General features: G+C 73.0%; 12 protein-coding genes. 5 read left to right on the forward strand and 7 right to left on the reverse strand.

All coding sequences use genetic code 11. The features are described 5' to 3' along the window. Positions 1–25: 25 nt before the first annotated feature. The 4 genes from ACFYY1_RS36665 to ACFYY1_RS36680 all read right to left on the reverse strand — a co-directional run bounded on the left by ACFYY1_RS36665 (position 26) and on the right by ACFYY1_RS36680 (position 5669). Positions 26–1597, reverse strand: a complete 1572-nt coding sequence (locus ACFYY1_RS36665; protein WP_388593421.1) for a PrsW family intramembrane metalloprotease — start codon at positions 1595–1597, stop codon at positions 26–28. 65 nt (positions 1598–1662) lie between these two features. Continuing rightward, a complete protein-coding gene (gene trmB / locus ACFYY1_RS36670; RefSeq protein WP_388593398.1) occupies positions 1663–2535 on the reverse strand; it encodes a tRNA (guanosine(46)-N7)-methyltransferase TrmB in 873 nt (290 codons plus the stop codon). Continuing rightward, on the reverse strand, positions 2528–3784 hold the full coding sequence (gene lhgO, locus ACFYY1_RS36675) for an L-2-hydroxyglutarate oxidase (RefSeq protein WP_388593400.1): 1257 nt from the start codon (positions 3782–3784) through the stop codon (positions 2528–2530). The genes trmB and lhgO overlap by 8 nt, the downstream gene beginning before the upstream one ends. Positions 3785–3941: 157 nt before the next feature. Further along, positions 3942–5669 carry a sporulation protein gene (locus tag ACFYY1_RS36680; RefSeq protein ID WP_388593402.1) on the reverse strand — a complete coding sequence of 576 codons (1728 nt, stop codon included), beginning with the start codon at positions 5667–5669 and terminating at the stop codon, positions 3942–3944. A 1240-nt stretch (positions 5670–6909) separates the two neighbouring features. On the opposite strand from ACFYY1_RS36680, the gene ACFYY1_RS36685 reads away from it, so the two are divergent. Beyond that, complete coding sequence (locus ACFYY1_RS36685; protein WP_388593405.1) at positions 6910–9024, forward strand: asparagine synthase-related protein; 2115 nt, start codon at positions 6910–6912, stop codon at positions 9022–9024. A 93-nt stretch (positions 9025–9117) separates the two neighbouring features. Continuing rightward, on the forward strand, positions 9118–12744 hold the full coding sequence (locus ACFYY1_RS36690) for a BTAD domain-containing putative transcriptional regulator (RefSeq protein WP_388593406.1): 3627 nt from the start codon (positions 9118–9120) through the stop codon (positions 12742–12744). Here ACFYY1_RS36690 and ACFYY1_RS36695 read toward each other — a convergent pair. Together ACFYY1_RS36695 and ACFYY1_RS36700 are read right to left on the reverse strand one after the other, a co-directional pair. After that, the gene (locus ACFYY1_RS36695; RefSeq protein WP_388593408.1) at positions 12731–14692 is read right to left on the reverse strand and encodes a sigma-70 family RNA polymerase sigma factor; all 1962 of its coding nucleotides are present in this window, start codon (positions 14690–14692) and stop codon (positions 12731–12733) included. The two genes, ACFYY1_RS36690 and ACFYY1_RS36695, sit on opposite strands and share 14 nt — an antisense overlap. A gap of 718 nt (positions 14693–15410) precedes the next feature. Continuing rightward, complete coding sequence (locus ACFYY1_RS36700; protein ID WP_388593411.1) at positions 15411–16382, reverse strand: TetR/AcrR family transcriptional regulator; 972 nt, start codon at positions 16380–16382, stop codon at positions 15411–15413. A gap of 341 nt (positions 16383–16723) precedes the next feature. Between ACFYY1_RS36700 and ACFYY1_RS36705 the strand changes: the two genes are divergently transcribed. After that, positions 16724–18202, forward strand: coding sequence for an NAD(P)/FAD-dependent oxidoreductase (locus ACFYY1_RS36705; RefSeq protein WP_388593414.1), 1479 nt, complete (start codon positions 16724–16726; stop codon positions 18200–18202). Between the two features lie 187 nt (positions 18203–18389). Beyond that, entirely contained in the window at positions 18390–20165 is a 1776-nt protein-coding gene (locus ACFYY1_RS36710) for a SpoIIE family protein phosphatase (protein WP_388593416.1), read from the forward strand. A 29-nt stretch (positions 20166–20194) separates the two neighbouring features. On the opposite strand, the gene ACFYY1_RS36715 is transcribed toward ACFYY1_RS36710, so the two are convergent. Further along, positions 20195–21523: an MFS transporter gene (locus tag ACFYY1_RS36715; protein WP_388593423.1), complete on the reverse strand. Its 1329-nt coding sequence runs from the start codon at positions 21521–21523 to the stop codon at positions 20195–20197. Between the two features lie 155 nt (positions 21524–21678). On the opposite strand from ACFYY1_RS36715, the gene ACFYY1_RS36720 reads away from it, so the two are divergent. Then, positions 21679–22236, forward strand: a complete 558-nt coding sequence (locus ACFYY1_RS36720; protein ID WP_266731022.1) for a MarR family winged helix-turn-helix transcriptional regulator — start codon at positions 21679–21681, stop codon at positions 22234–22236. The last annotated feature ends 351 nt before the right edge of the window (positions 22237–22587 follow it).

Raw genomic sequence — 22587 nt, forward strand, 5'->3', positions numbered from 1 at the left:
TGCGGCCGGCCTGGTGCGGTGGCTGCTACGGCAACAGGTAGGGGTTGTAGCCGGGACCGGGACCGGGCACGGGGGCGTTGCGGTAGGCGCCGTACTGCGCGTGCGGAGGGAACGGCTGGGCGTACGGGGGTGACGGCAGGCGGTGGGGACGCAGGAGGCCCGCCGCCTGAGCCGCGTACGTCAGGGCGGGGGCGGCCACCTCCCTGCGCTGCCAGAGGTGGTGCAGCAGCTCCAGCTCGCGATCGGTGAAGTCCGGGCCGGCCGCCCCGCGGCGGGCCTGAAGACGCAGCGAGGCCAGTGAGGTCGCGAACGATTCGTACTCGGCGACGGCCTGGGCGGCCGCCTTCCCGTGGGCCTTCGCCGTTGCTTCCACCTGCGCCGCTGTCTGCGCCGCTGCCTGGGCGGAGGGCCAGGGGGCGGGGCCGGGCGCGGCTCCGGGGGACCAGCCCGGTCCGCCCGGTCCGTACGGCCCGTACGGGATCGTCCGGCTCCCCCGGGCGGCGACGGCGTACTGGCGGCGTGCCGCGTCGCGGGCCAGGCCGCGGGCCCGCATCGAGGAGAGGGCGAGCGGCTCCGCCGGACTCAGCCAGCCCGCCGCGGCGTAGGCGGGCAGCTCGGCGGCGAGCGTGCGCAGCTCCCGTCGGCGCGACCAGATCGCCAGCCAGGTCACCAGGCCGAAGACCGGGACCATGAACACCGCGTACACGGCGTAGAAGCCGTACGGGCTGAAGACCGCCGACCCGTTCCACAGCGAGTGCATGCCCATGGCGAGGACGAGCCCCAGCAGCGGCAGCAGGACGCGGCGGACCCGCCGGCGCCGGGCGCTCGCCGCGGCGAGCCCGAAACCTATGCCGGTCAGCACCGTGAAGAGCGGGTGCGCGAAGGGCGACATCACCGCCCGTACGAAGAACGTCGCGGCCGTCACCGATACGACGCCCGAGGTGCCGATCTGCTGGTCCTCTCCGAAGGCGTTGCCGAGGTAGAGGATGTTCTCCGTGAAGGCGAAGCCGGCCGCGGTGATGCCGGCGATCACGACACCGTCGACGATCCCGTTGAACTCCCGCCTTCGGAACAGGAATATCAGCAGGACCGCGGCGGCCTTGGCACTCTCCTCGACGACCGGGGCTATGACCGTGGCGCCGAGGGTGTCGGCGTTCGACGGGTCCGCGGTGGTCGTGGCTATCCAGCGGGTCGCGAAAGAATTCGCCAGGATTGCCACCAGGGCGGCGGCGAACGCACCCCAGGCGAAGGCGAACAGCACATTCCGCCAGGGACCCGGATCGACCCGGTCGAGCCAGCGGAACGCCGCCAGCAGGAGCGGCACGGGCAGCACGGCGAGGCCGAGGCCGACGAGGAAACCCTGGGTGCCCGTCTGATCGCGGACCAGGGCCAGGATCGCCAGACCGCAGAGCGCGAGCACCGTGAACACCGCCACGAGGCGGAACGTCCGGCTGCGCCACACCATGCCCACCCGGCGCGGCCGGTAGCGCCAGTGCCGGCGCTCCGGCACGGCAGCCAGGATCTCGCCGACCCGCTCCTCCTCAAGGAGCGGGACGGCCGGCTGCGACTGCCGCTGCTGGACAGACCCGTCGGACACCACGCAATGACCCTAACCAGCGGCACTGACACCTGACCATGGGGCGCCCGCGCCCACGGCCCGTCTCAGCTGCGGGCGAAGAGCAGGTCGTGCACGACATGGCCCTTGTCCAGGCCCTGCCCCTCGAACCGGGTCAGCGGCCGGAACGCGGGCCGGGGCGCGTAGCCGCCGTCCGCCGCGGTGTTCTCGAAGAGGGGGTGCGCGGTGAGCACCTCCAGCATCTGCTCGGCGTACGGCTCCCAGTCGGTCGCGCAGTGGATCACCGCCCCCGGCTTCAGCCGCTGCGCCACCAGGTCGAGGAACTCCGGCTGGATCAGCCGTCGCTTGTGATGGCGCTTCTTGGGCCAGGGGTCGGGGAAGTACACCCGCAGCCCGTCCAGCGAGTCCGGCTTGAGCATCTCGCGCAGCAGGATGATCGCGTCGCCGTTGGCCACCCGGATGTTGGACAGGCCGTTCCGGTCCGCGAGGCCGAGCAGATTGCCCTGGCCCGGGGTGTGCACATCCACGGCGAGGATGCCCGTGCCGGGATCGTCGGCGGCCATCTGCGCGGTGGCCTCACCCATTCCGAAGCCGATCTCCAGCACCACCGGGAGCCCGTCGAACAGCTCGGGCAGGTCGAGGACGCGCTGCCCGTCGATGTCCAGGCCCCACTTCGGCCAGAGCCGCAGCAGGGCGTCCTCCTGGCCGGGCGTGACACGGCTGCGGCGCGGCTGGAAGCTGCGGATCCGGCGCTCGTGGTGCGAGCCGGCCGGGTCGATGGCGGGGCCGCCCGGGAAGCGCGGCTCCTGGCGCAGCCTGCGCTGCCGCTCGAAGGAGGCGGCGCGCAGATCGTCCGGAATTCCGGCAGCGGACGAGGAGAGGCGCCCGGAGGAGCTCTCGGGGGAGTCCTCGGGGAGGCTCTCGGCTGGGTGCTCGGAGGCGTTCATGGGCTCAGACACAATGCCCCGATTCTACGGCGGGCGGTCTCCACCCCGTCTCCCGTGCCCGGAGCAGCGCCCTGCGTGCTACCTCCCGCCCGATGGGCAGCGAGGCCGTCGCGGCGGGCGACGGCGCGTTCAGCACATGGACGGTGTGCGGGGCCTCGCGGATGAGGAAATCGTCCACCAGGGTGCCGTCCCGCAGCACGGCCTGGGCCCTGACCCCGGCCGGGGCCGGTCTCAGATCGTCCTCCGTCACCTCCGGCAGCAGCCGCCGCACGGCCTCGGTGAAGGCGTGCTTCGACAACGAACGGCGCACCTCGCCCGCCCCGTACCGCCAGTGCCTGCGGGCGATCTGCCAGGTGCCGGGCCAGGCCAGGGTGTCCGCCAGCTCGCGCGGGTGCACGACCGGCCAGCCGTACCCCTCGCGGGCCAGCGCGGGCACCGCGTTCGGCCCGACGTGGACGCTGCCGTCGTGGCCCCGGGTCAGATGGACCCCGAGGAACGGGAACGCCGGGTCGGGCACCGGATAGACCAGGCCGCGCACCAGCTCCGGCCGCGCCAGCTCGTAGTACTCACCCCGGAAGGGCACGATCCGCATGCCCGGGTCGTCGCCCGCGAGCCGGGCCACCCGGTCGCAGTGCAGCCCCGCGCAGTTGACCAGCACCCGGGCCCGCACCACCGGGCCGTCCGCCGTACGCACGGCCACGCCCCAGGGGCGCCGGTCGATCGCGGTGACCTCCGCCCCGTAACGGATCACTCCGCCGGCCCCGCTCACCTCGGCGGCCAGCCGGGCCGCGACCGCGCCGAAATCGCACACCCCGGTCGACCCGACCCGGATCGCGGCGAGGCCGCTCACCTGCGGCTCGTACTCCGTGATCTGGGCGGGGCCCAGCTCGCGCACCGGCAGCCCGTGCTGCCGGCCGCGCTGGACCAGGGCGTGCAGCCGGGGCAGCTCGGACCGCTCGGTCGCGACGATCAGCTTGCCGGTCACCGCGTGGGCGATGCCGTGCTCGGCACAGAAGTCGACCATCTCGGCGGCGCCGCGCACCGCGTAGCGGGCCTTGAGCGAGCCGGGGCGGTAATAGATGCCGCTGTGGATCACTCCGCTGTTGCGCCCGGTCTGGTGCCGGGCCGGGCCCCACTCCTTCTCCAGGACCGTCACCCGGGTGCCCGGAGCGGTGCGCGTGATCGCATACGCCGTCGACAGCCCGACGATCCCGCCGCCGATCACCAGCACATCGCAGTCGTACGCCGCGTGCGTCATCATCACGCCACCTCCCACCCCGATAGTGCACTGACCCACTGACAACGCACTCAAACCAGCGTGGCCCAGCGTGGCGCCGAATCTTTACGGCCCGGCTGCTGGAGCGCAGGGTTCCGTTTACGTGGAGGCCATGCAGGGTCCTGCCTGCGCGGGATTCCGTCTACGCGGGCGCCACCAGCAGGGGCCTGGCTCGCTCGCGCAGCTCGGCGACGCGCGGCTCGTGACCGTACGGTTCGAGCCGGTGCAGCAGATCCCGTACGTACTCCGTGGTCCGGGCCGAGGAGATGCGGCCCGCCACCTCCACCGCCCGGGTGCCCGCGGCGCAGGCCGCGTCCAGGTTGCCCGACTCCAGCTCGGCCACCGCCGACACCACGAGCCTCAGCCCGTGCGAGCGGACGAACTCCTCGGTGGGCCGGGAGAGCGCCTGCTCGGTGAAGCGCCGCACCTGCCGGGGCGCCTTCAGGTCGAGGTGGCACTCCGCGGCATCGGCCGCGAACCTGTCGTACGAGTAGAAGCCGAGCCAGGACGGGTCCGCGTCACCGTCCCTGGAGCGCTCCAGCCAGCTCTCGGCGGCCTTCAGCGCGGATCCCGCAGCGGACGCGTCGTTCGCCTTGGCATGGGCACGAGCCTCCACCAGGCGGAAGAAACTCATGGTGCGGGCCGTGGCGAGTCCCCGGTTGCGCTCGACGGCGGCCTGCGCGAGGTCGACCCCTTCGTCGGCGAAGCCGCGGTAGGTCGCCTGGAGCGACATGGACGCGAGCACGTAGCCGCCCAGGGGCACGTCGGCTGCGGCCCGCGCGAGCCTCAGCGCCTGGATGTAGTAGCGCTGCGCGGCCTCCTGCTGGCCGGTGTCGAAGGCCATCCATCCGGCGAGCCTGGTCAGTTCGGCCGCTGCGCCGAAGAGCGCCCGGCCCACCTCGTCGCTGTAAGAACCGAGCAGCAGCGGTGCGGCGTCGACCCGTAAACACTCGGGGACCATGGAGGAGCGCCAGTCCCCGCCGCCGTACTTGGAGTCCCAGCGGCGGGCGTCCTGGGCCGCCTCGCGCAGCTTGGAGACATCGCTGTGGCCGACCCGCAGCGGGGAGATGTCGCTGGCGGGGCCGGAGGTGGCGCCCGTAGTGGTGATGATGGCGGTGGATGTGGATTCGGGTGCCGGTACCGACGTCGATACCGGTGCCGGTGCGGCTTCCGGGCGGGGCTGGGCGGGGATGGCGGGGGCCTGCCGCGTGCCCAGTGCGCCCAGCGTTCCGAGCGCTGTCCGGGCCGCCTGTGCGTTCAGCGCGGCCGAGGCGCCGGGCGGCACCGCCGTCGTGCTCTGTGCCGCCTTGCCCGGCGGGCCCTGCGCCCCCGCGCTGCTGTGTGCGCCCCGTGCGCCCTGGCTGTCGAAGGCGGGTGCCCCGGCTGCCTTCGCGTCGCGCTCCACCGTCGCGTCGGCGGGGGATATCAGCCAGCGGGACGCGGGCGTCGCGTACGCGCTCACCGAGAACGAGCCCGCGAGCGACTGCCAGATCCCGCCGCTGCCCGCCCGCCGCCCGGCCAGATCCAGCCGGTACAGCTCGGTCGCCGAACGGACCGCCTCGCCCACGTCGCGCGGGAAGGCCAGCCCGACCTCCGGCGCCGGGTCGGCGTCCGCGAGCCCGATCTCGTGCAGCGGGACCGGCCGGCCGAGCTTGGCGCCGATCGCCGCGGCGATGAGATGGGGCGCGGCGCCCTGCGGCACCATGCCCTTGGAGACCCACCGGGCCACCGAGGTCTTGTCGTACCGAAGTGTCAGACCGCGCTGCGCCCCGAGGTCATTGACCCGCCGGGCGAGCCCGGCGTTGCTGATTCCCGCGAGGGCGAGAACGGTTCCGAGCTTCTCGTTCGGTCCGCGTTGCTCCCTGGACATGCGCCACCCCTCGACACACAGACGGCCGCCGCGTCACCGTTCTCGGCGCGCGGCATTCGTACCGTGTCCTCCCCAGCGACGGCCCCCGGCACTCCGGCCGCACACGCATATGGCCGAGCCCCGAGGAATATGCCTCCTGCAGAGAACCTCAGTAAACCCAGCGTAGTTCGCCGCATCCCTACCGTTAAGGGGCAGACGTCCGTATGGCGGGATTGTTGTCCGTGAAGAGGCGGGCGGCGGACCGGACAGGGATCGGGTGGTGCCCGGAGGGGGATCGGACGCGGACCGGAGAGGGCCCGGAGGCGGTCCCGGCGCCGGGCCGGCGGGGCCCGGAACGCCGCCCGGCGGCGCACGGGAACGGCACGTGGGGGGCGTCGTCCGTGCGTGGTGCCAGGGGCCGTGCGCCGCGTCGCGGACGTGCTCCTGGTGTGTGGCCGTGCGCCCGGCCGTGCGCTCTCGTCCGGCTGTTTCGGAAGCGTTTCCATGGGTGCTGCGTGGGTCGGCCCACTGCACAGGACCCAGTGGGCTGGGGGACACTGCCGCCTCATTCCCCGCAGGCGGCGGACCGGTCCGGGAGGTGAACGACACCTCCCGGACTGTGCGTCGGCGGCCCCGGCGGAGATCCTTCGCGGCTGCCGCGCGGTTTCGCGAGGCACGGGAGAACACCGGAGGACACCCGGGAACGATCGCGGAACGAAGCGGGGCGAAAGGGGACTTCCGGTGCGGCGAGTGCCTCGTTGGAAGGTTCCAACCCGCTCCAAGAATGGCCGGATGTCATCGGTCGTCCGAGGTTGGGTCGTCCGTTTCGCGGACATCTCGCCGACCGCTGGAGGATTGTCCGTCGACGGCCCGCGAGCGGTCCGGGGTGGCTCGGGCGCGGCTTGAGCGTGGCCGGATTTCGGCTGGTGGATTCTGCTCGTACGGGGAAGGCAACGCGCCCGGTGCGTACGTGAGTTGGTGGCCGAGAGGCTTGGCGGTGGCCGAACGCGGCGCCCCGCCGTCGAAAGGGCGTCCGCTTCCCGGAGGGTGGGTACACGCCCGGGGCCGGCCCGGTCTTCCGCCCGGCTTCGGGCCCGGCCCGGCCTTTGCCAGGGGCGCATGCCCTTCCGACGTGCGCCGTCCGTAGCCCCTCCTGCGCGCCGTTGTCGTGGCAGCATGTTCGCAACGGCGCCGCGCGTTACCGGTGTTCACCCGATACCTTCCTGCTGCGCCGTTTTGTCCACAGCCTGTGGAGGCGGCGATGCGTTGGTTGGTGGGGTGGAGCAGTATCGCCGCGAGCTTCGGCACGGCAGGGGCGGTCGGACCCAGTGACGAGGGGCGCACGATGCACCCCGTGGGCTCCCAACTCCTGTGGGGCGACCCGGATCCGCTCTGGGCCGTGGGGGACTGGCGCCCCGACGAGATCCGGATCACCACGGTCGAGACCGCCGAGGGCGCCCCCACCGCCCGGATGGCCGTACTCGGCTGCTGCAGCGCCACCGACGAACAGCTGCGCTCCGGCCTCCTCGCCGCCCGCGGCGGCGCCCTGCGCCACCTCACCTCCTGGCCCGGCAGCTACACGACCGTCGTCCAGATAGGCCGCCGGATCACCGTCATCGGCGACCTCGCCGGTGCCCGCCCGGTCTTCTACACGCCCTGGGCGGGCGGCACGGCGTACGCCACCGCCGCGCTCCCGCTCGCCGACCTCATCGAGGCCCAGCTGGACATCGGCCACCTGGCCGCCCTGCTCGCCTGCCCCGAAACACCGGAGGCGCTGCGCGACGGCACCCCGTACGCCGGGGTGAAGCGCATCCCGCCGGGCCACGCCCTCATCCTCCGCGAGGGTTCGCGCGAGATCACCGGTTACGAGGCGGTGGCCTCGCTCGCCGTGGCCGCGCCCCAGCTCGACCCGGTCAGCGCCGTCGACGGCGTACGCGACGCACTGGTCGAAGCCGTACGCGCCAGGCTCCTGGCCCCGCGCCACGCGCCCGAGACCCTGCCGCCCGATCCCGGCCCGGTCCCCGGCATGGGCCCCGCCGAACGGCGCGCCGCCCGCGGCGCACCGGTCCCCGGCATCGGCGCCGACTTGTCCGGAGGCAGCGCCTCCGCCACCCTCGCCCTGCTCGCCGCCGGACTCCCGGGCCTGCCCGGCACCCTCCTCGGCCACGGCACGGGCGCGGGGGAGCGACTGCTCGCCGTCACCCTGAACGACCTCACCGCGCGCGGACACGAGGACGAACTCGAACGCGCCCGCGTCATCGCCGCCAACCCGCGCCTGCACCATGTGGTCGTCGCGGCCGGGGAGGAGGCCCTGCCCTACGCCGACCTGGGCGGCGGCGGCCCGCTCACCGACGAACCCGCCCCGTCCCTCGTCGTCGCCGAGCGCCACCGCCGACGCCTCGCCTCGGGCAGCGCCGACCACTTCGTCGGCGGCGGCGCCCGCCAAGTGCTCGACGCCCACCCGGCCCGCCTCGCCGACCTGCTGATGGACCGTCGCCGACGCCATCTGCTGCGCCCGGTCGCCGCGCTCGCCAGGGCGGAGGGCCCGAGCGCGCACTCCCTGTTCGTCCCGCTCACCGTCTACCGGGCGGCCCGCCGCCTGTCCCGTACGTCGTACCGCACCGGCCTGGAAGCGGCGGCCGGCCGGCTGCCGGACGCCAACCGGAACGCCCCCGACCTCGACACCCCCGCCGACGCCTCGCTGGCCGCCCTCGCCTGGTCGCGGCCCGGACCCGCCGCCCGCTGGCTCACCGGGGAGGCGCTCGCCGAGGTGTCGGTCCGGCTCCAGGAGGCGGCCATCCGCCCCGTCTCCGTCCAGCGCCCCGGCGAGGCCCGCGCCAGGGCCGCCCTGGCCCGGTACGCCGCCGACCACCGGATCCTGGAGCAGGCCGCCGAGAACCGCAGCCAGCGGCTGCACGCCCCGTACCTCGACAACCAGGTCGTACGCGCCGCCCGCGCGCTCCCCGAATCGCTCCGGGTCCAGCCGGGCGCCCGCGCCGCGATCCTGCGCCGGGTGCTCGCGGGTGCGGGCATCCACGATCTGCCGCCGGGCTGGGGCACCCCCTCCCTCGCCACCTCGAACGCGACCGCCCGCACCGGCCTGCGCGCCGCCCTCCCGGAGCTGATCGCCCTCTTCGACGCCCCGCTGCTCGCCGACGCGGGCCTGGTCGAGGCCCGCGTCGTACGGAAGGCCCTGCGCGCGGCCTCCGAGGGCGAACCGCTCCCGCTGGACGGCCTGGCGCACCTGGCGTCCACGGAGCTCTGGCTCCGCCGCCTGGTGTCGCGGCGCGGCACCTGCTGGACGGGCACGGCGGCGCCCCGCCAGCGTGCGGTCGCCGGCGGTGTCGTCCCGGCCAGGCGGACGCTGCAGCGGTAGGCGCGGAGGCGCGGGTACGGGTACGGGTACGGACGCCGCGTCGAGGGGACGAGGGACGGGGCGCTCACCGTGGTCGCGGGACACAATGGCCCGGTGCGGTATCTGATCCTGGGCGCCACCGAGGCGCGAGACGAGAAGGGCAGTGCCCTGCCCGTGAGCGGTACGCGGCTGCGCGCTCTCCTCGCCGCGCTCGCACTGCGCGCCGGACGCCCCGTCCCCGTCGCCGACCTGGTCGACGACGTATGGGCCGAGGATCCCCCGCACGACGCTCCCGCCGCGCTCCAGGCCCTGGTGGGCCGGCTGCGCCGGGTGCTGGGCAGGGACGCGATCACGAGCGCCCACGGGGGCTACCGTCTGACGGCCGGGCCCGACGAGGTCGACCTGCACGTGTTCGAGCGGCTCTCCCGCCAGGGGGCCGAGGAGCTCGAATCGGGCGATCCCGTGACGGCCGCGCGCACGCTCCGTACCGCGCTCGCCCTGTGGCGCGGCCCCGCACTGGCCGACCTGCCGGAACGGGACCACGGCCACGCCCTGCGCCCCGAGGCCCACCGCCTGGCCGCGCTGGAACGCCGTATCGAGGCCGATCTGCGGTGCGCGGCGACGGGGCCGGACAGCGGCGCGGGGCCGGGGCCGGGTGCGGAGCAGCGCGCCCTGGTGCCCGAGCTCATGGAGCTGACGGCCGCCCACCCGTACGACGAACGCTTCCGGGCCCAGTTGATACGCGCCCTGCGCGCCGAGGGCCGCCAGGCCGATGCGCTGGTCGCCTACGAGGACGCCCGCCGCGCCCTCGCCGACGGTCTCGGGGCCGATCCCGGACCGGAACTGGTCGCGCTGCACCGGGAGCTGCTGGCCCCGCCGCAGGTGCCGTCCGCGACGGCGGCGCGAGCGGTGGCGCGGCCGGTGGTGCGGCCGGCGGCGATGCGCCCGCAACGTCCGCCCGACGAGTCCGGCCCCGCCGTCGTGCACGGCAATCTTCGGCCCCGGCTGACCTCGTTCGTCGGGCGCGAGCCCGAACTGCGGTCCATACGCGCCGATCTGACCCGTTCCCGCCTGGTCACCCTCACCGGCCCCGGCGGCTCCGGCAAGACCCGGCTCGCCGAGGAGGCCGCGGCGCACGACGGGCAACCGGCGCCCACGGTGACGGACGCCTGGATCGCCGAGCTCGCCTCCGTGGACGACCCCGCCGACGTACCCGGAGCCGTACTCTCCGCTCTCGGGCTACGCGAGACGGCCCTCCTCCGCGACAGCAACCGCGACGGGCAGCCGCCGCGCACCGACCCGGCCGACCTCCTCGTCGAGCACCTGGCGCACTGCTCCCGCATCCGCCCCTTCCTGCTCATCCTGGACAACTGCGAACACGTCATCGAGGCGGCCGCCACCCTCGCCGAGACCCTGCTCACCCACTGCCCGCAGCTGCGCATCCTCGCCACCAGCCGCGAACCCCTGGGCGTGCCCGGCGAATCCGTACGCCCGGTCGGTCCGCTCCCGCCCGACCCCGCCCACCGGCTGTTCGCCGAGCGCGCCCGCACTGTACGACCCGATTTCGCCCCCGATTCCGACCCCGGGCACGATGCGGACGCCGTGGCCGAGATCTGCCGACGGCTCGACGGGCAGCCGCTCGCCATCGAGCTCGCCGCCGCCCGGCTGCGGATGCTCAGCCCGCGCCAGATCGCGGACCGGCTCGACGACCGGTTTCTGCTTCTGACCGGCGGGAGCCGGACCGTACTGCCGCGCCAGCAGACACTGCGTGCCGTCGTCGACTGGTCCTGGGACCTCCTGGACGAGGACGAGCGCACGGCGCTGCGGCAGATCTCCGTCTTCGCGGGCGGCTGGGACCTCCAGGCCGCGGAAGCCGTCCTCACACCTGGGGTCTCCGCTCCTGGGTTCTCCGCACCTGGCGTCTCCGCGCCCGAGGTCTTCGCACCTGGCGTCTCCATGCCCGAGGTCTCCGCACCCGGGCCGATCCCCGCCGGAGCCGTGCCGTCCGGAGCCGTGCCGTCCGGGCTCGTCCCCGCCCGGCTCTCCACCGCCGACCTGATCGGCGCGCTCGTCGACAAGTCCCTCGTCGTCGCTGCCCCGACCGCCACCGGCGAGATGCGCTACCGCCTCCTGGAGACCATCCACGAGTACGCCACCGAACGTGCCGCCGAGGTCCCGGAGATCCGCGCCGCCGCCGCGAGCGCGCACACCGCGTACTTCCTCGCGCTCGTCGAGCGGGCCGAGCCCCGCATCCGCTCCGGCGATCAGCTGCTCTGGATCGAACACCTGGAGACGGAACTCGACAACATCCGGGCAGCCCTCCACCGGACCGTCGTCACCGCCCCGTCCGAAGCGGAAGCCGTACGGCTGGTTCTCGGCATGGGGTGGTTCTGGTGGCTGCGCAACTTCCGTTCCGAGGGCCGCACCTGGGCCGAGCGTGCCGTGGAGCTGGGGCCGGAGCCGGACGGTCCCGACGACCCCCTTTACTGGCCGCGCATGCATCTGGAGATGCTGTGGTACTTCCTCGCCGTGGAGGCCGGGCCCGCCGAGGCCGTCCACGGTGACGACCGCTTCCGGGCGGTGATGGACCGGGTGGCCGAGGCGTTCAGGCCCCCGGGCCCGCAGTCCGCCCGCTTCCCGGGAATGCTCTGGCCGATGGCCCTGTTCGCGACCCGGACGACCACCGAGACCCACGCGCTGATCGACTCGGTGGTCGACAACGCCCGGACCCACGGCGGCGCCTGGGAGTACTGCCTCGCCATGATGTTCCGTACCCACATGGTCGTCGACATGCCGGGCGGCATGCCCGGAGTCGACGCCGATCTCGCGGAGCTGCGCGAGCTGAGCCGCCGTGTCGGCGACCGCTGGATCCGCGCGCAGGTGGCGAGCGCGGCCGCGGAGGCGGGCGTGATGCGCGGACGGTTCACGCAGGCCCGGACGGCGTACGAGGAGGCGCTGCTGCTGTCCCGCGAGGTCGGGGCGTACGCCGAGGCGCCGTTCCTTCTCGCCCGCGTCGCGGAACTCGCCTACCGGACCGGGGACATGACGGACTTCGAGCGGACCCTGAGCGAGGCGGCGCGCGAGGCGGACCGCTACCAGGTGCACGACGCCCGCGCCTACATCCACTTCCTGCGCGCCACCGCGGCCCTGGAGCGGGGCGAGATCGCCCGGGCGCGGCAGCTGGTCACCGAGGCGGCGTACGCGATCGGGCAGGGCAGCCCGCCGTCGCACTTCAGCGCCGAGGTCGAGGGGCTGGCCGCCCGGATCGCGGTGCACGAACCGGGACCCGGCCGTGGCCCGGCGGCGGGCGTACGGGGCCTGACCGCGGCCCTGCGCGGGGCGCGGGACGCCCAGTGCGCCGAACTCGTCACCGGGCATCTGGCGGACTGCGTGGCGGCCGTGCTGCCGAAGGTGGGCCACCACCGGGCCGCCGTACGGATCCTGGCGGCGGCGGACGGCTGGCGCCTGTTCGGCCCCAGGACCGAGGCGCAGCAGGCCGAGGTGGACGAGGCCGAGCGGGAGGTCCGCGAGGAGCTGGGCCCTCAGTTGTACGAGTCCGAGCGCGCCGCGGGCCGCGGACTGACGCTCGACGACGTCATCGGACTCCTGACCCGCATCACCGAGGAGCTCCCGCAGGCGCCGGGGTGCGCGGACGTCCTGGAGCGCGGGGACGCTCCGGGGCACGTGGAAGCGCCGGGTTTCACCTCCGGCCTCGTCCCGGACCGGCTCACCGGCAACTGATCCTCGAATTCGCCCAGTCGGCGAGGGCCATGACTCCACCGGGGCGGGCGCGCTCGACGACGAGCCGGATGCTCTTCTGACCGGCGATGCCGACGCCCACCGGCACGGCCGGGTCGTCGCCGTTCATCACGGGTGACTGCCAGAGCCGCGCCCCGTCGCCGTTGAAGACGGAGAAGCGCACCGAACCGAGCCCCATCGTCATGTCGTCGATCCCGACCATCGCCTCGTACCGCGTGCACTGCCTGTTCAGCTGGATGGTGACCGAGGAATTGCTGTTGACGGTGACCCCGTGCGCGTACGTCGTGCCGCCGATCGACACGTTGGAGCGCTGCCAGACCCAGCTGCTCTCGCCGAGCACCACCTCCGGTTCGGTGTGGTCGCCCAGGACCGAGTAGCTGAGTTCGCTGACCTGATAGACGGTCGGCGCGGGGGGCGGAGTCATGGTTGGCGTCGGCGTGGGCGTGGGCGTGGGTGTCGGCTCGGGCTTCGGCGCGGGTGGCTTCGGCTTGGGAGCGGGCTTCGGGGGTGGTGTCGGTTTCGGCTTCGGCCTGGGCGGCGGTGTCGGCGCCGGAGGCGCGGGCGGAGCGGGCTTCGGAGGCGGTGTCGGCTTCGGCTCGGACCGGGGCGGTGGTGTCGGCGCCGGGGGTGCCACGACAGCAGGTTTCGTCGTGGGCCTGGCCTCGGGCTTCGGCTGTTCGTCGCCGACCAGGGCCCAGACCAGCCCGGCCGCGGCGGCCACGACGACCGCCGCCGCGATGCCGGCCTTCGCCGGGGCACCGAGCCCCTCCGAGGCCGCGGCGCCACCGGCCGTGCCTCCGGCGGAGCTGCCTCCGGTGGCCGCCGCGGCGGCACCCGCGCCCGCGGCGCCCGCCGCGCCTCCGGCGACGATCCCGGCGGCCTTGAGGCTGTACCCGGCGGCGAACCAGCCGATGACCGCGACCGGCAGCAGCGCGGGAATCCCGGCGTTGACATGGGCCAGTTCGCCTGCGGCGAGCCGGCACTTCGAGCACTCCTCCAGGTGTCCGCGCAGGCCGCGTTCGGCCCGCATACGGAGCCCGCCACGGGCGTACGCGCCCAGCCGGTCGGCGTAACGCGCACAGTCGCCGCCCGCGGTCAGGGCCTGGCTCACATGCGCCTGGAGATAGGCCTGCTTGAGGCCCTCGCGGGCCCGGCTGGCCAGCACCGCCGTGGCATTGGCGGTCAGCCCGAACAGCGGGGCGATCTCACTGGGCGACTCCTCCTCGACGGTGGTGTGCCACAGCACCGCCTGCCAGCGCTCCGGCAGACTGCGGAACGCCCGCATGGCCATCGACTGCTCTGCCTCGTGCATCGCCAGCACATCGGCGCCGAGATCGAGCGTGTCCGCGTCCGACACCTGGGAGGCCTGGGACGCCTGCGCGGCGAACACCGCGAAGTCGTCGACCAGATGCTCCCGCTTCGCGGTCTTGGTCCAGGCGGCGCCGACATGGCGGACGGCCGTCATGAGGTAGGCCCGTACGGCCTCCTCGGGCCCCTTGCCCCGCCGTACCGCCTGCAGTGTGCGGGCGAAGACCTCGGCCGTCAGGTCGTCGGCCGTGTGGGCGTCCCGGCAGCAGCTGCGCGCGTAGCGCCGCACCGCGTCGGAGTGCCGTCGGAAGAGTTCCTCGTACGCGAGGTCGTCGCCGTCCCGCATCTGCCGGATCAGATCGGCGTCGGAGGGTGCGGTGCCGGAGGCGCCGCTGCTGCCGCCCTCCCGCTGCATGGGCACCGCGACGTCGGCCTCGGGGCCGGGATCGGCCGGCGCCGGCCACGGACCCGGCAGGACGGTGCCGCCCTCGGCGTCACCGCTCGACCACCCGGGTCCGGCCTGACTGGGTACCTGCCTGGCGGCCGGCGCACCGGTCTCCGTGACACCGCCCACGACGGAGACGTCGTCGAACGACTCTTCCTGCTGCCCGTCACCGCTCATCGCGGTAGCCCCCGTATGCGCTGTCGGACCCGAATATCGGGCAAGAGTGCCACATGGCGCAATCACGTCGGCCTCTGAGCCCTCGCAACCACTCATCCGGGGCGTTTTTCCGAATGCGAGTACTAACAGCCATTCATTCGGGGAAAGCTGGGTAATCGCTTTCTGCGTACGCGAGTTGCCGCCGCAGCCCGTGATTCGAGAGCGCCGGACGTGCCGGGGCGCGCTGAGGCGGGAGGAGGGCACGCATTCCGGCAGCGCGCGAGACGGCCGCGAACGCCGGTGCGACGAAGTTCGGGTGATGCCGGGCCATCGGCAAAGAGCCCATCAAAACGGGCCACATCAACCATTCGTGCCGCCCGCCCCCACCGCCCCGGACCGCGGCAGCAGCCCGACGCGGCACGCAGCACGCACTCCGGCAGCACCCAGCACACAAAACGCGGCACGCAGCTCGCACTCCGGCAGCACGCAGCACACCAAACGCGGCACGCAGCTCGCACTCCGGCAGCACGCAGCACACAAAACGCGGCACGCAGCTCGCACTCCGGCAGCACGCAGCACACAAAACGCAGCTCGCAGCTCGCCGGCCGAAGCGCGCCTGGCGTCGGGCGCAGCGGCACCAGCCACCGCGCCCGAACACCACAGTGCCGTGGGCCCACCGGCCCCTGCGCACGCTCCGATCAGGCGACTCGGGACTCGGGACTCGGGCGATCCAGGAGACTCAGGCGACCGGCCGGGAGCGCAGCCCCTCAAGCAGGATGTCCAGGAGCCGGCTGGAAGCGGCGGCCTGCTGTGCCGCGTCAGGCAGCGAAGGCGCCGCCGTCGCTATCACCAGCAGCACATCCGCGACCGTCACGTCACGACGCAGTTCACCGGCTGCCCGTGCCCGGTCCACCAGGCGGCCGACCACCTCCAGCAGCTCGCCGGCCCCCGTGTCGTGGTCCGCGACACCGGCCTCCGCGGCCGAACGCTCGTCGGCCGCCCGGAGGTCGGCCTGGCCGGCGCCCTGCCGTTGCTGAGGCACCCGGGCCTCGTCCCGATCGGCGCCCGGTCCCGAGCCCGCAGTGGTCACCGACTCCCCGGCCACCGCCAGGTCATTGCCACCGGAGCCACCGGAACCGTCGTAGCCACCGGAGCCGTCCGGGTCGGCATCGACGCCGACCCGCAGCACCTGCGGCGGCAGCAGCCGCCCCGCACCCGAGGCCACGGACGTACGCAGGAAGCGCGACAGCGCCGACCACGGCTCGTCCTCCTGGCCGAGCGCGGTCCGGGCCTGATCCGTCAGCCGGGAGGTCTCCTCCTCGGCTATCCGCCTGACCAGCACGTCCTTGCTCGGGAAGCGTCGGTACACCGTGCCGACTCCGACCCTGGCGCGGCGCGCCACGTCCTCCATCGGAGCCCCGTACCCCAGCTCGCCGAACACCTCGCGCGCGGCCCGCAGGACATGTTCCAGATTGCGCTGCGCATCCACGCGCAGCGGAGCCGAGCGTCCATTGGCTCCGGAGACCCCGGCAGCCCCGGTCGTGCCGGCTGCCCCATCGGCTCCGCCGGATCCGACCGTGCCGACCGAACTCGCCGGCACCGCCCCGACCATGGCCACCGCTCCGTTTCCCGCCGTCCCGTTTCGCCCTGCTCCATCGGACGAATGGGACGAAACCGCGGTCGAAGCCTGCCAAGAATCCTGAATATGCATAACTGTTCCCCCGGTTATGACGTCTCCCCCCGGAGACTTCCCGCCGTTTGAGCCGGGGAGTGGATCATCGTCCCCATCCGACACCCCCGACGACATACGAACATAGTTGAGCCCGGCTCAATTCAGAAGGGGGTAGTTCCGCACGGAGCGCCCCCCGATCGGCGCAAGGACCGGTTGGTCACTGATTCGGCCCCCGTCCGGAACCACCGCCTCAACCCCTGACCTGCGCGGCTTGCACATCCCCGCCGAGCCCTGCGGCCACCGCCCGTCCAGAACCTCCGGTCACACAATTTGTCGAGCCTGTGGACAAACCATTGAGCACGTTGCGTCATGGGGTGGTGATGGCTTCAGATTCCGGGGGAACACCCCCCGGCCCCCCACCGGGTGTGCGCATTCTCGTCGTCGGTGGCGGCTACGTCGGGATGTACACAGCGCTGCGTCTCCAGCGGAAGCTGAAGCAGAGACTCAGGAGCGGTGCGGCCGAGATCGTGGTCGTCACCCCCGAGCCCTATATGACGTATCAGCCGTTCCTGCCCGAGGCGGCCGCCGGTTCGATCTCACCGCGCCATGTCGTCGTGCCGCTCCGCCGCGTCCTCGCGCACTGCAGGATCGTGATCGGTGAGGCGCAGTCCATCGACCACGCCAAGCGCACGGCCACCGTCACCACCCTCGCCACGGGCGAGGACGGCACCGGCGCGGTCGAGATCCCGTACGACGAACTCGTCCTCGCCCCCGGCTCCGTCTCGCGCACCCTCCCGGTCCCCGGCCTCGCCGACCACGGCATCGGCTTCAAGACCGTCGAGGAAGCCATCGGACTGCGCAACCACGTCATCGAGCAGATGGACATCGCCTCCGCCACCCGCGACCCCGCCATCCGCGACGCCGCGCTCACCTTCGTCGTCGTCGGCGGCGGATACGCGGGCGTCGAGGCCCTCGCCGAACTGGAGGACATGGCCCGCTACACCTCGCGGTACTACCACAACATCAAGGCCGAGGACCTGAAGTGGATCCTCGTCGAGGCGTCCGGCCGCATCCTCCCGGAGGTCGGCGAGGCGATGGGCACGTACGCCATCCGTGAGCTGCGCGGCCGCAACATCGACGTACGCCTCGACACCCGGCTGGAGTCCTGCGAGGGCCGGATCGCCGTCCTGAGCGACGGTTCCCGGTTCCCGACCCGCACCCTCGTGTGGACCGCGGGCGTCAAACCCGCGCCGGTCCTCGCCGCGACCGGTCTGCCGCTCGACGAACGCGGCAGGCTCAGGTGCACCGCGGAACTCGCCGTCGAGGGCGTCGAGCACGCCTGGGCCGCAGGGGACGCTGCGGCCGTCCCCGACCTGAGCGCCGCCGAAGCGGGCAGGCAGACCGCGCCCAACGCCCAGCACGCGGTGCGCCAGGCCAAGGTCCTCGCCGAGAACATTCTCGCGTCCCTCGCCCGGCAGCCCCTGAAGGAGTACCGGCACAGCTACGCGGGTTCCGTCGCCTCGCTCGGCCTCCACAAGGGCGTCGCCCATGTCTACGGCCGTAAGCTCAAGGGCTATCCGGCCTGGCTGATGCACCGTACATACCACCTCAGCCGTGTCCCCACGTTCAACCGGAAGGCACGAGTCCTTGCCGAATGGACCCTCGCCGGGCTCTTCAAGCGCGAGATCGTCTCCCTCGGTTCGCTGGAACACCCGCGCGCCGAGTTCGAGCTCGCCGCAGGCGGCGGACGCCCCGGTCCGAACGGCCCGCCGGGCCGGGACACCCCGCCGGGCCCCGGCAACTCGCCGGGGCCGGATGCCGGCTCCGGGCCCGACGGCCCGATGGGGAACGGCGGCTGACGGACCGTCGACCCGCCCGTCCACCCGCCAAGCGGCGGACCGTACCGACAACTGTCAGTACGGTCCGTCACACTGGACGTGTGACCATAGGTGGGCCCACATCTGCACAGAGTGACCCGGCCGGCAGTGACCGACAGTGAGCAGCCCGCGAGAGCGGACCAGACCGACACACGAGGCCAGAAATTCCGTGAACTTCACGCGCTGGAGCGCCCGCCTACCTGGAACGCAGCGCCGCGCCGCCGCACGGGACGACCGCAGTTCCGTGCCCTCGGCCCGCGCCGAGTACGCACGGCCCGGGACGGGCCCCCGCCCGCCGGACGGCGACGCGCAGGCCGGTACGGGCCCCGATCCGCTGGACGATGCGCAGGGTGCGGCTCCCCGGCCGGCCGGCCCCGCCCTGGAGGGCCTCTCCGCCCGGGACATCCTCGGCCGGCTGCCCGCCCTGGTGGCCCTGGTGTACGGCCCCGACCACCGGATCGCGTACGTCAACGACGCCTACGCCGCCGCCTTCGGGCCCCGCCCGGCCGGCGCCACCGCCGCCGAGGCGATGCCCGAGCTCGACGAGCTGAGCCTGCTGCCCCTCATGGACCAGGTCCTGCGCAGCGGCACTCCCCGTACGGTCAAGTCCCGCAAGGTCCGCAGCGGCAATTCGTACACCGTGACCTGCACCCCGGTGCACCGGGACAGCGATGACGGCACCCCGCCGAACAAGACCAGCAGGACCACCAGGAGCGGCAAGTGCGACAGGGGCCGAGGCAGCGGCCTAGGGGGTGAGCGCGGTGTGCTCGTGTACGCCGCCGATGTCACCGACCACGCCGAAGCCGCCGAACGGCTCCGTGCCAGCGAGCGCCGCCACCGCGAAACGGCCGTCACCCTCCAGCGTTCCCTGCTCCCGCAGGAGCTGGAGCAGCCCGACGACCTCCGGATCGCCGCCACGTACCAGCCCGGCGGCACGGACGCCGCGGTCGGCGGCGACTGGTACGACGTCATCACCCTCGGCGCGGGCCGCACCGCCCTGGTCATCGGGGACGTGATGGGCCGCGGGGTGCGGGCCGCCGCGGTCATGGGCCAGCTCCGTACGGCCGTACGCGCCTACGCCCGGCTCGACCTCCCGCCGCACGAGGTGCTTCAGCTGCTGGACGGCCTCGCCGCCGAGATCGACGCCAGCCAGATCGCCACCTGCGCCTACGCGGTCCACGACCCCAACGAGGGCCGGCTCGTCTACTCCTCCGCCGGCCACCTCCCGATCCTGGTGTGCCACGAGGACGGCACGGTCCACCGCGCCGAGGACCCGACGGGGCCGCCGCTCGGCACCGGCGGCTGGATCCACACCTCGGGCACGATCGAGCTGCCGCCCGGTTCCACCGCCGTCCTCTATACGGACGGCCTGGTGGAGCGCCGCAGCGAGGACATCGACGAGGGGGTCGCCGCGCTGGAACGCGCGCTCTCCGGAGCCAAGGGTTCACCGCAGGTGGTCTGCGACCGGCTGATCCGTTCGCTCGGCGTGACCGCGGAACACGACGACGACGTGGCGGTACTGGTGGTCCAGCACCCGGCCCGCACGGGGGCGAGCGCGGAGCTGTTCCACAACGCCTCGCTCGATCTGCTCGGCGGTATCGAGGCGGCCCCGCGCGCCCGCGCCTTCGCGACGGGGGTCCTCACCTCGTGGCGTTTCCCGGTCGAGCTCTGCGACCTGGGCGTCCTGGCCGCCGGTGAACTCGTCGCGAACTCCCTCAAGCACGGCACCCCGCCGATGCGGCTGGGTCTGCGGCGCACCGACCGCCGCCTGATCATCGAGGTGACCGACGGCGACGACCACCTGCCGCGCCGCCGCCGGGCCGACCCGGCGGACGAAGCGGGCCGCGGCATCTCGATCGTCGCGACGATCGCCTCGTCCTGGGGCAGTCGCCGCACACCGGGCGGCGGCAAAGCGGTCTGGTGCGAATTCGCCCTGTCGCAGTGAGGGCCCTGTCGCCGACAGGGCCCGGCCGCTCAGTGGGCAGTGGCCGCCGCGGAGACGGAGGCGGCGGCAGGGGCGGGAGCGGAGGCGGGCTCGGCGTCCGGCAGTGACACGGCCACCACCCTGGAGGGCACCGTCTCCAGCGAGGGCTGGTCCTGCACGGGAGTGAGCCGCCGGCCGAGCCGCAGCGCCAGCACCGTGATGCCCAGCGAGAACAGCACGAACGTCACGATGTACGGCCCGTGCAGCGTCGCCCCCATCGGCCCGCCGACAGCCGGACCGACCGCCAGCGCAAGCTGCTTGCACAGCGCGAACGCGGAGTTGTACTGACCGACCATCGACTCCGGCGCCAGATCGGCCACCAGCGGGGCCACGGTCGGCGACAGCATGGACTCACCGAGCCCGAACAGCGCGTACGTGGAGATCATCGCGGCCGTCGCCATGGTCTGGCTGCCGTGCCCCAGCCCCGCGTAACCGGCCACGATCCAGGCGAACGCCCAGATCAGACCGACCGCCGCGATGACCCGGCTGCGCCTGCGGCGCTCGACGAGCCGCAGTACGACGAACTGCGCCACGACGATGACGGCGGTGTTGGCGGCCAGCGCGATGCCGAGCGTCGAGGGCTGCATCCCGGCGGCCTCGGTGCCGTACGCCGCGAGTCCGGACTCGAACTGTCCGTAGCAGGCGAAGAACAGCACGAAGCCCAGCACGCACAGCTGCACCATGGCCCGGTGCGAGAGCAGCGCCCGCATCCCGCCCGTCGCCCTGGCCCCGTCGGTCGGCCTGGCGTCCGTGATGGCGGGCGTACGGGGCAGCCGCACCGTGCAGGCGATGACACCGAGCACGACGAACATCGCGGCTTCGATGAGGAACAGCAGGGTGAAGGTCTCCGGCCGCTTCGTGTCGACGATCTGCCCGCCGACCAGTCCACCGATGCCGAGCCCGAGGTTCTGCAGGAAGAACTGCATGGCGAAGGCGCGCGTACGGGTGGCGGTGCTGGAGCACCGCACGAGCATGGTCGCGAGCGCCGGCTGCATGACCGCCGTACCCGCGCCGAGCACCGCGGCCGACAGCACGGACGCGGTCACGCCCGACGAAAGACCCAGGGCGACGGCGCCCAGGGTGGCGATGCCCGAGGCGACGACGAGTACGGGCAGCGGCCCGCGCCGGTCGATCGCACGCCCGGTGAACGGCAGAACGGCCAGCGCCGCCATGGCGAAGACCGCCAGTACGACTCCCGCGGTGCCAGCACCAAGATCACGTACCTGTGCCACATAGACGTACAGATACGGAACGGTGAACCCCAGCCCGAACGCGCTCAGCGCGCTCCCCAGCTGGATCCGCCGCAGTGCTGCACCCATCTCCCTGGTCACACTCACCTACCTCAAGGTCTCGAAGCGATACGCCGAGCCATCCGAACGACTCGAACCCGAAGACTTTAACACTAAAATTAGAACCTCAACAATACAGATCGAAGGACTTCGACGGCTTTGGAAGGCGTGCCATACTTCCCGCCATGCCTGACACCCCCGAGCAGCCCGGACCACAGGAGCCGAGCCTCGACGAGCAGATCGCCGCCTACCAGCGCGAGTTCCGTGACCTCGACCCGCAGGTCGAACAGGTCGTCTCGGCCCTGGGCCGCCTGAACCGCCGGATGAACGTGGCGTACGGACGCCAGCTCGCCGCCCTCGGCATCAGTAACGCCGAGTGGGAGGTCCTCAAGACCCTGGTCCTGGCCGGCTCCCCGTACCGTCTGGGCCCGGGAGAGCTGGCGAAGCGCCTGGGCCTCACCCCGGCGGCGATGACCCACCGCATCGACCGCATGGCGGGCGAGGGCCTGGTCACCCGCGACCGGGACGAGAACAACCGGGTCCGCGTGATCGTCGAGCTGACCGACGAGGGCCGTACGAAGTGGCTGGAGGCGATGCGGATGGCCACCGACTTCGAGGAGGACCTGCTCCAGGACCTCACGGCCGACGAGCGAGGCGGCCTCGGAGACATGCTGATCCGCCTCCTGCGCCGCGTGGAGCACGCCCAACCGGACGCCGGCGGACGCCTCACCGACCTGGGCTGAACCGCGTCCGACACGTGGGAAAAGGGCTTGACCTGGCGGGGTTGACACACCCCCAGCCGATCCGTAAGGTTCTTCGAGTTGTCACGGAGCCGGAACGGTTCTGCGACAGCCGATCCCGCCGCGAATGCGGCAACCCAACTCAGCACGATCTCCCACTCGGGACAATTTCGGCATGCCGAAATTGATTTCGAAGACCCGATTATGAGTCGCCGGGAGAATCCGCTAGAGTTTGGAACGTCGGAACGGCCCAACGGCTGGGAAGACAAGCCCCGCTGACTGGGAATCAGGCCCGAAAGGATCTGATAGAGTCGGACTCGCCGGAAAGGGAAACGCGAAAGCGAAGAACTGGAA

The sequence above is a fragment of the Streptomyces sp. NPDC001890 genome (assembly GCF_042891445.1).
Lineage (GTDB): Bacteria > Actinomycetota > Actinomycetes > Streptomycetales > Streptomycetaceae > Streptomyces.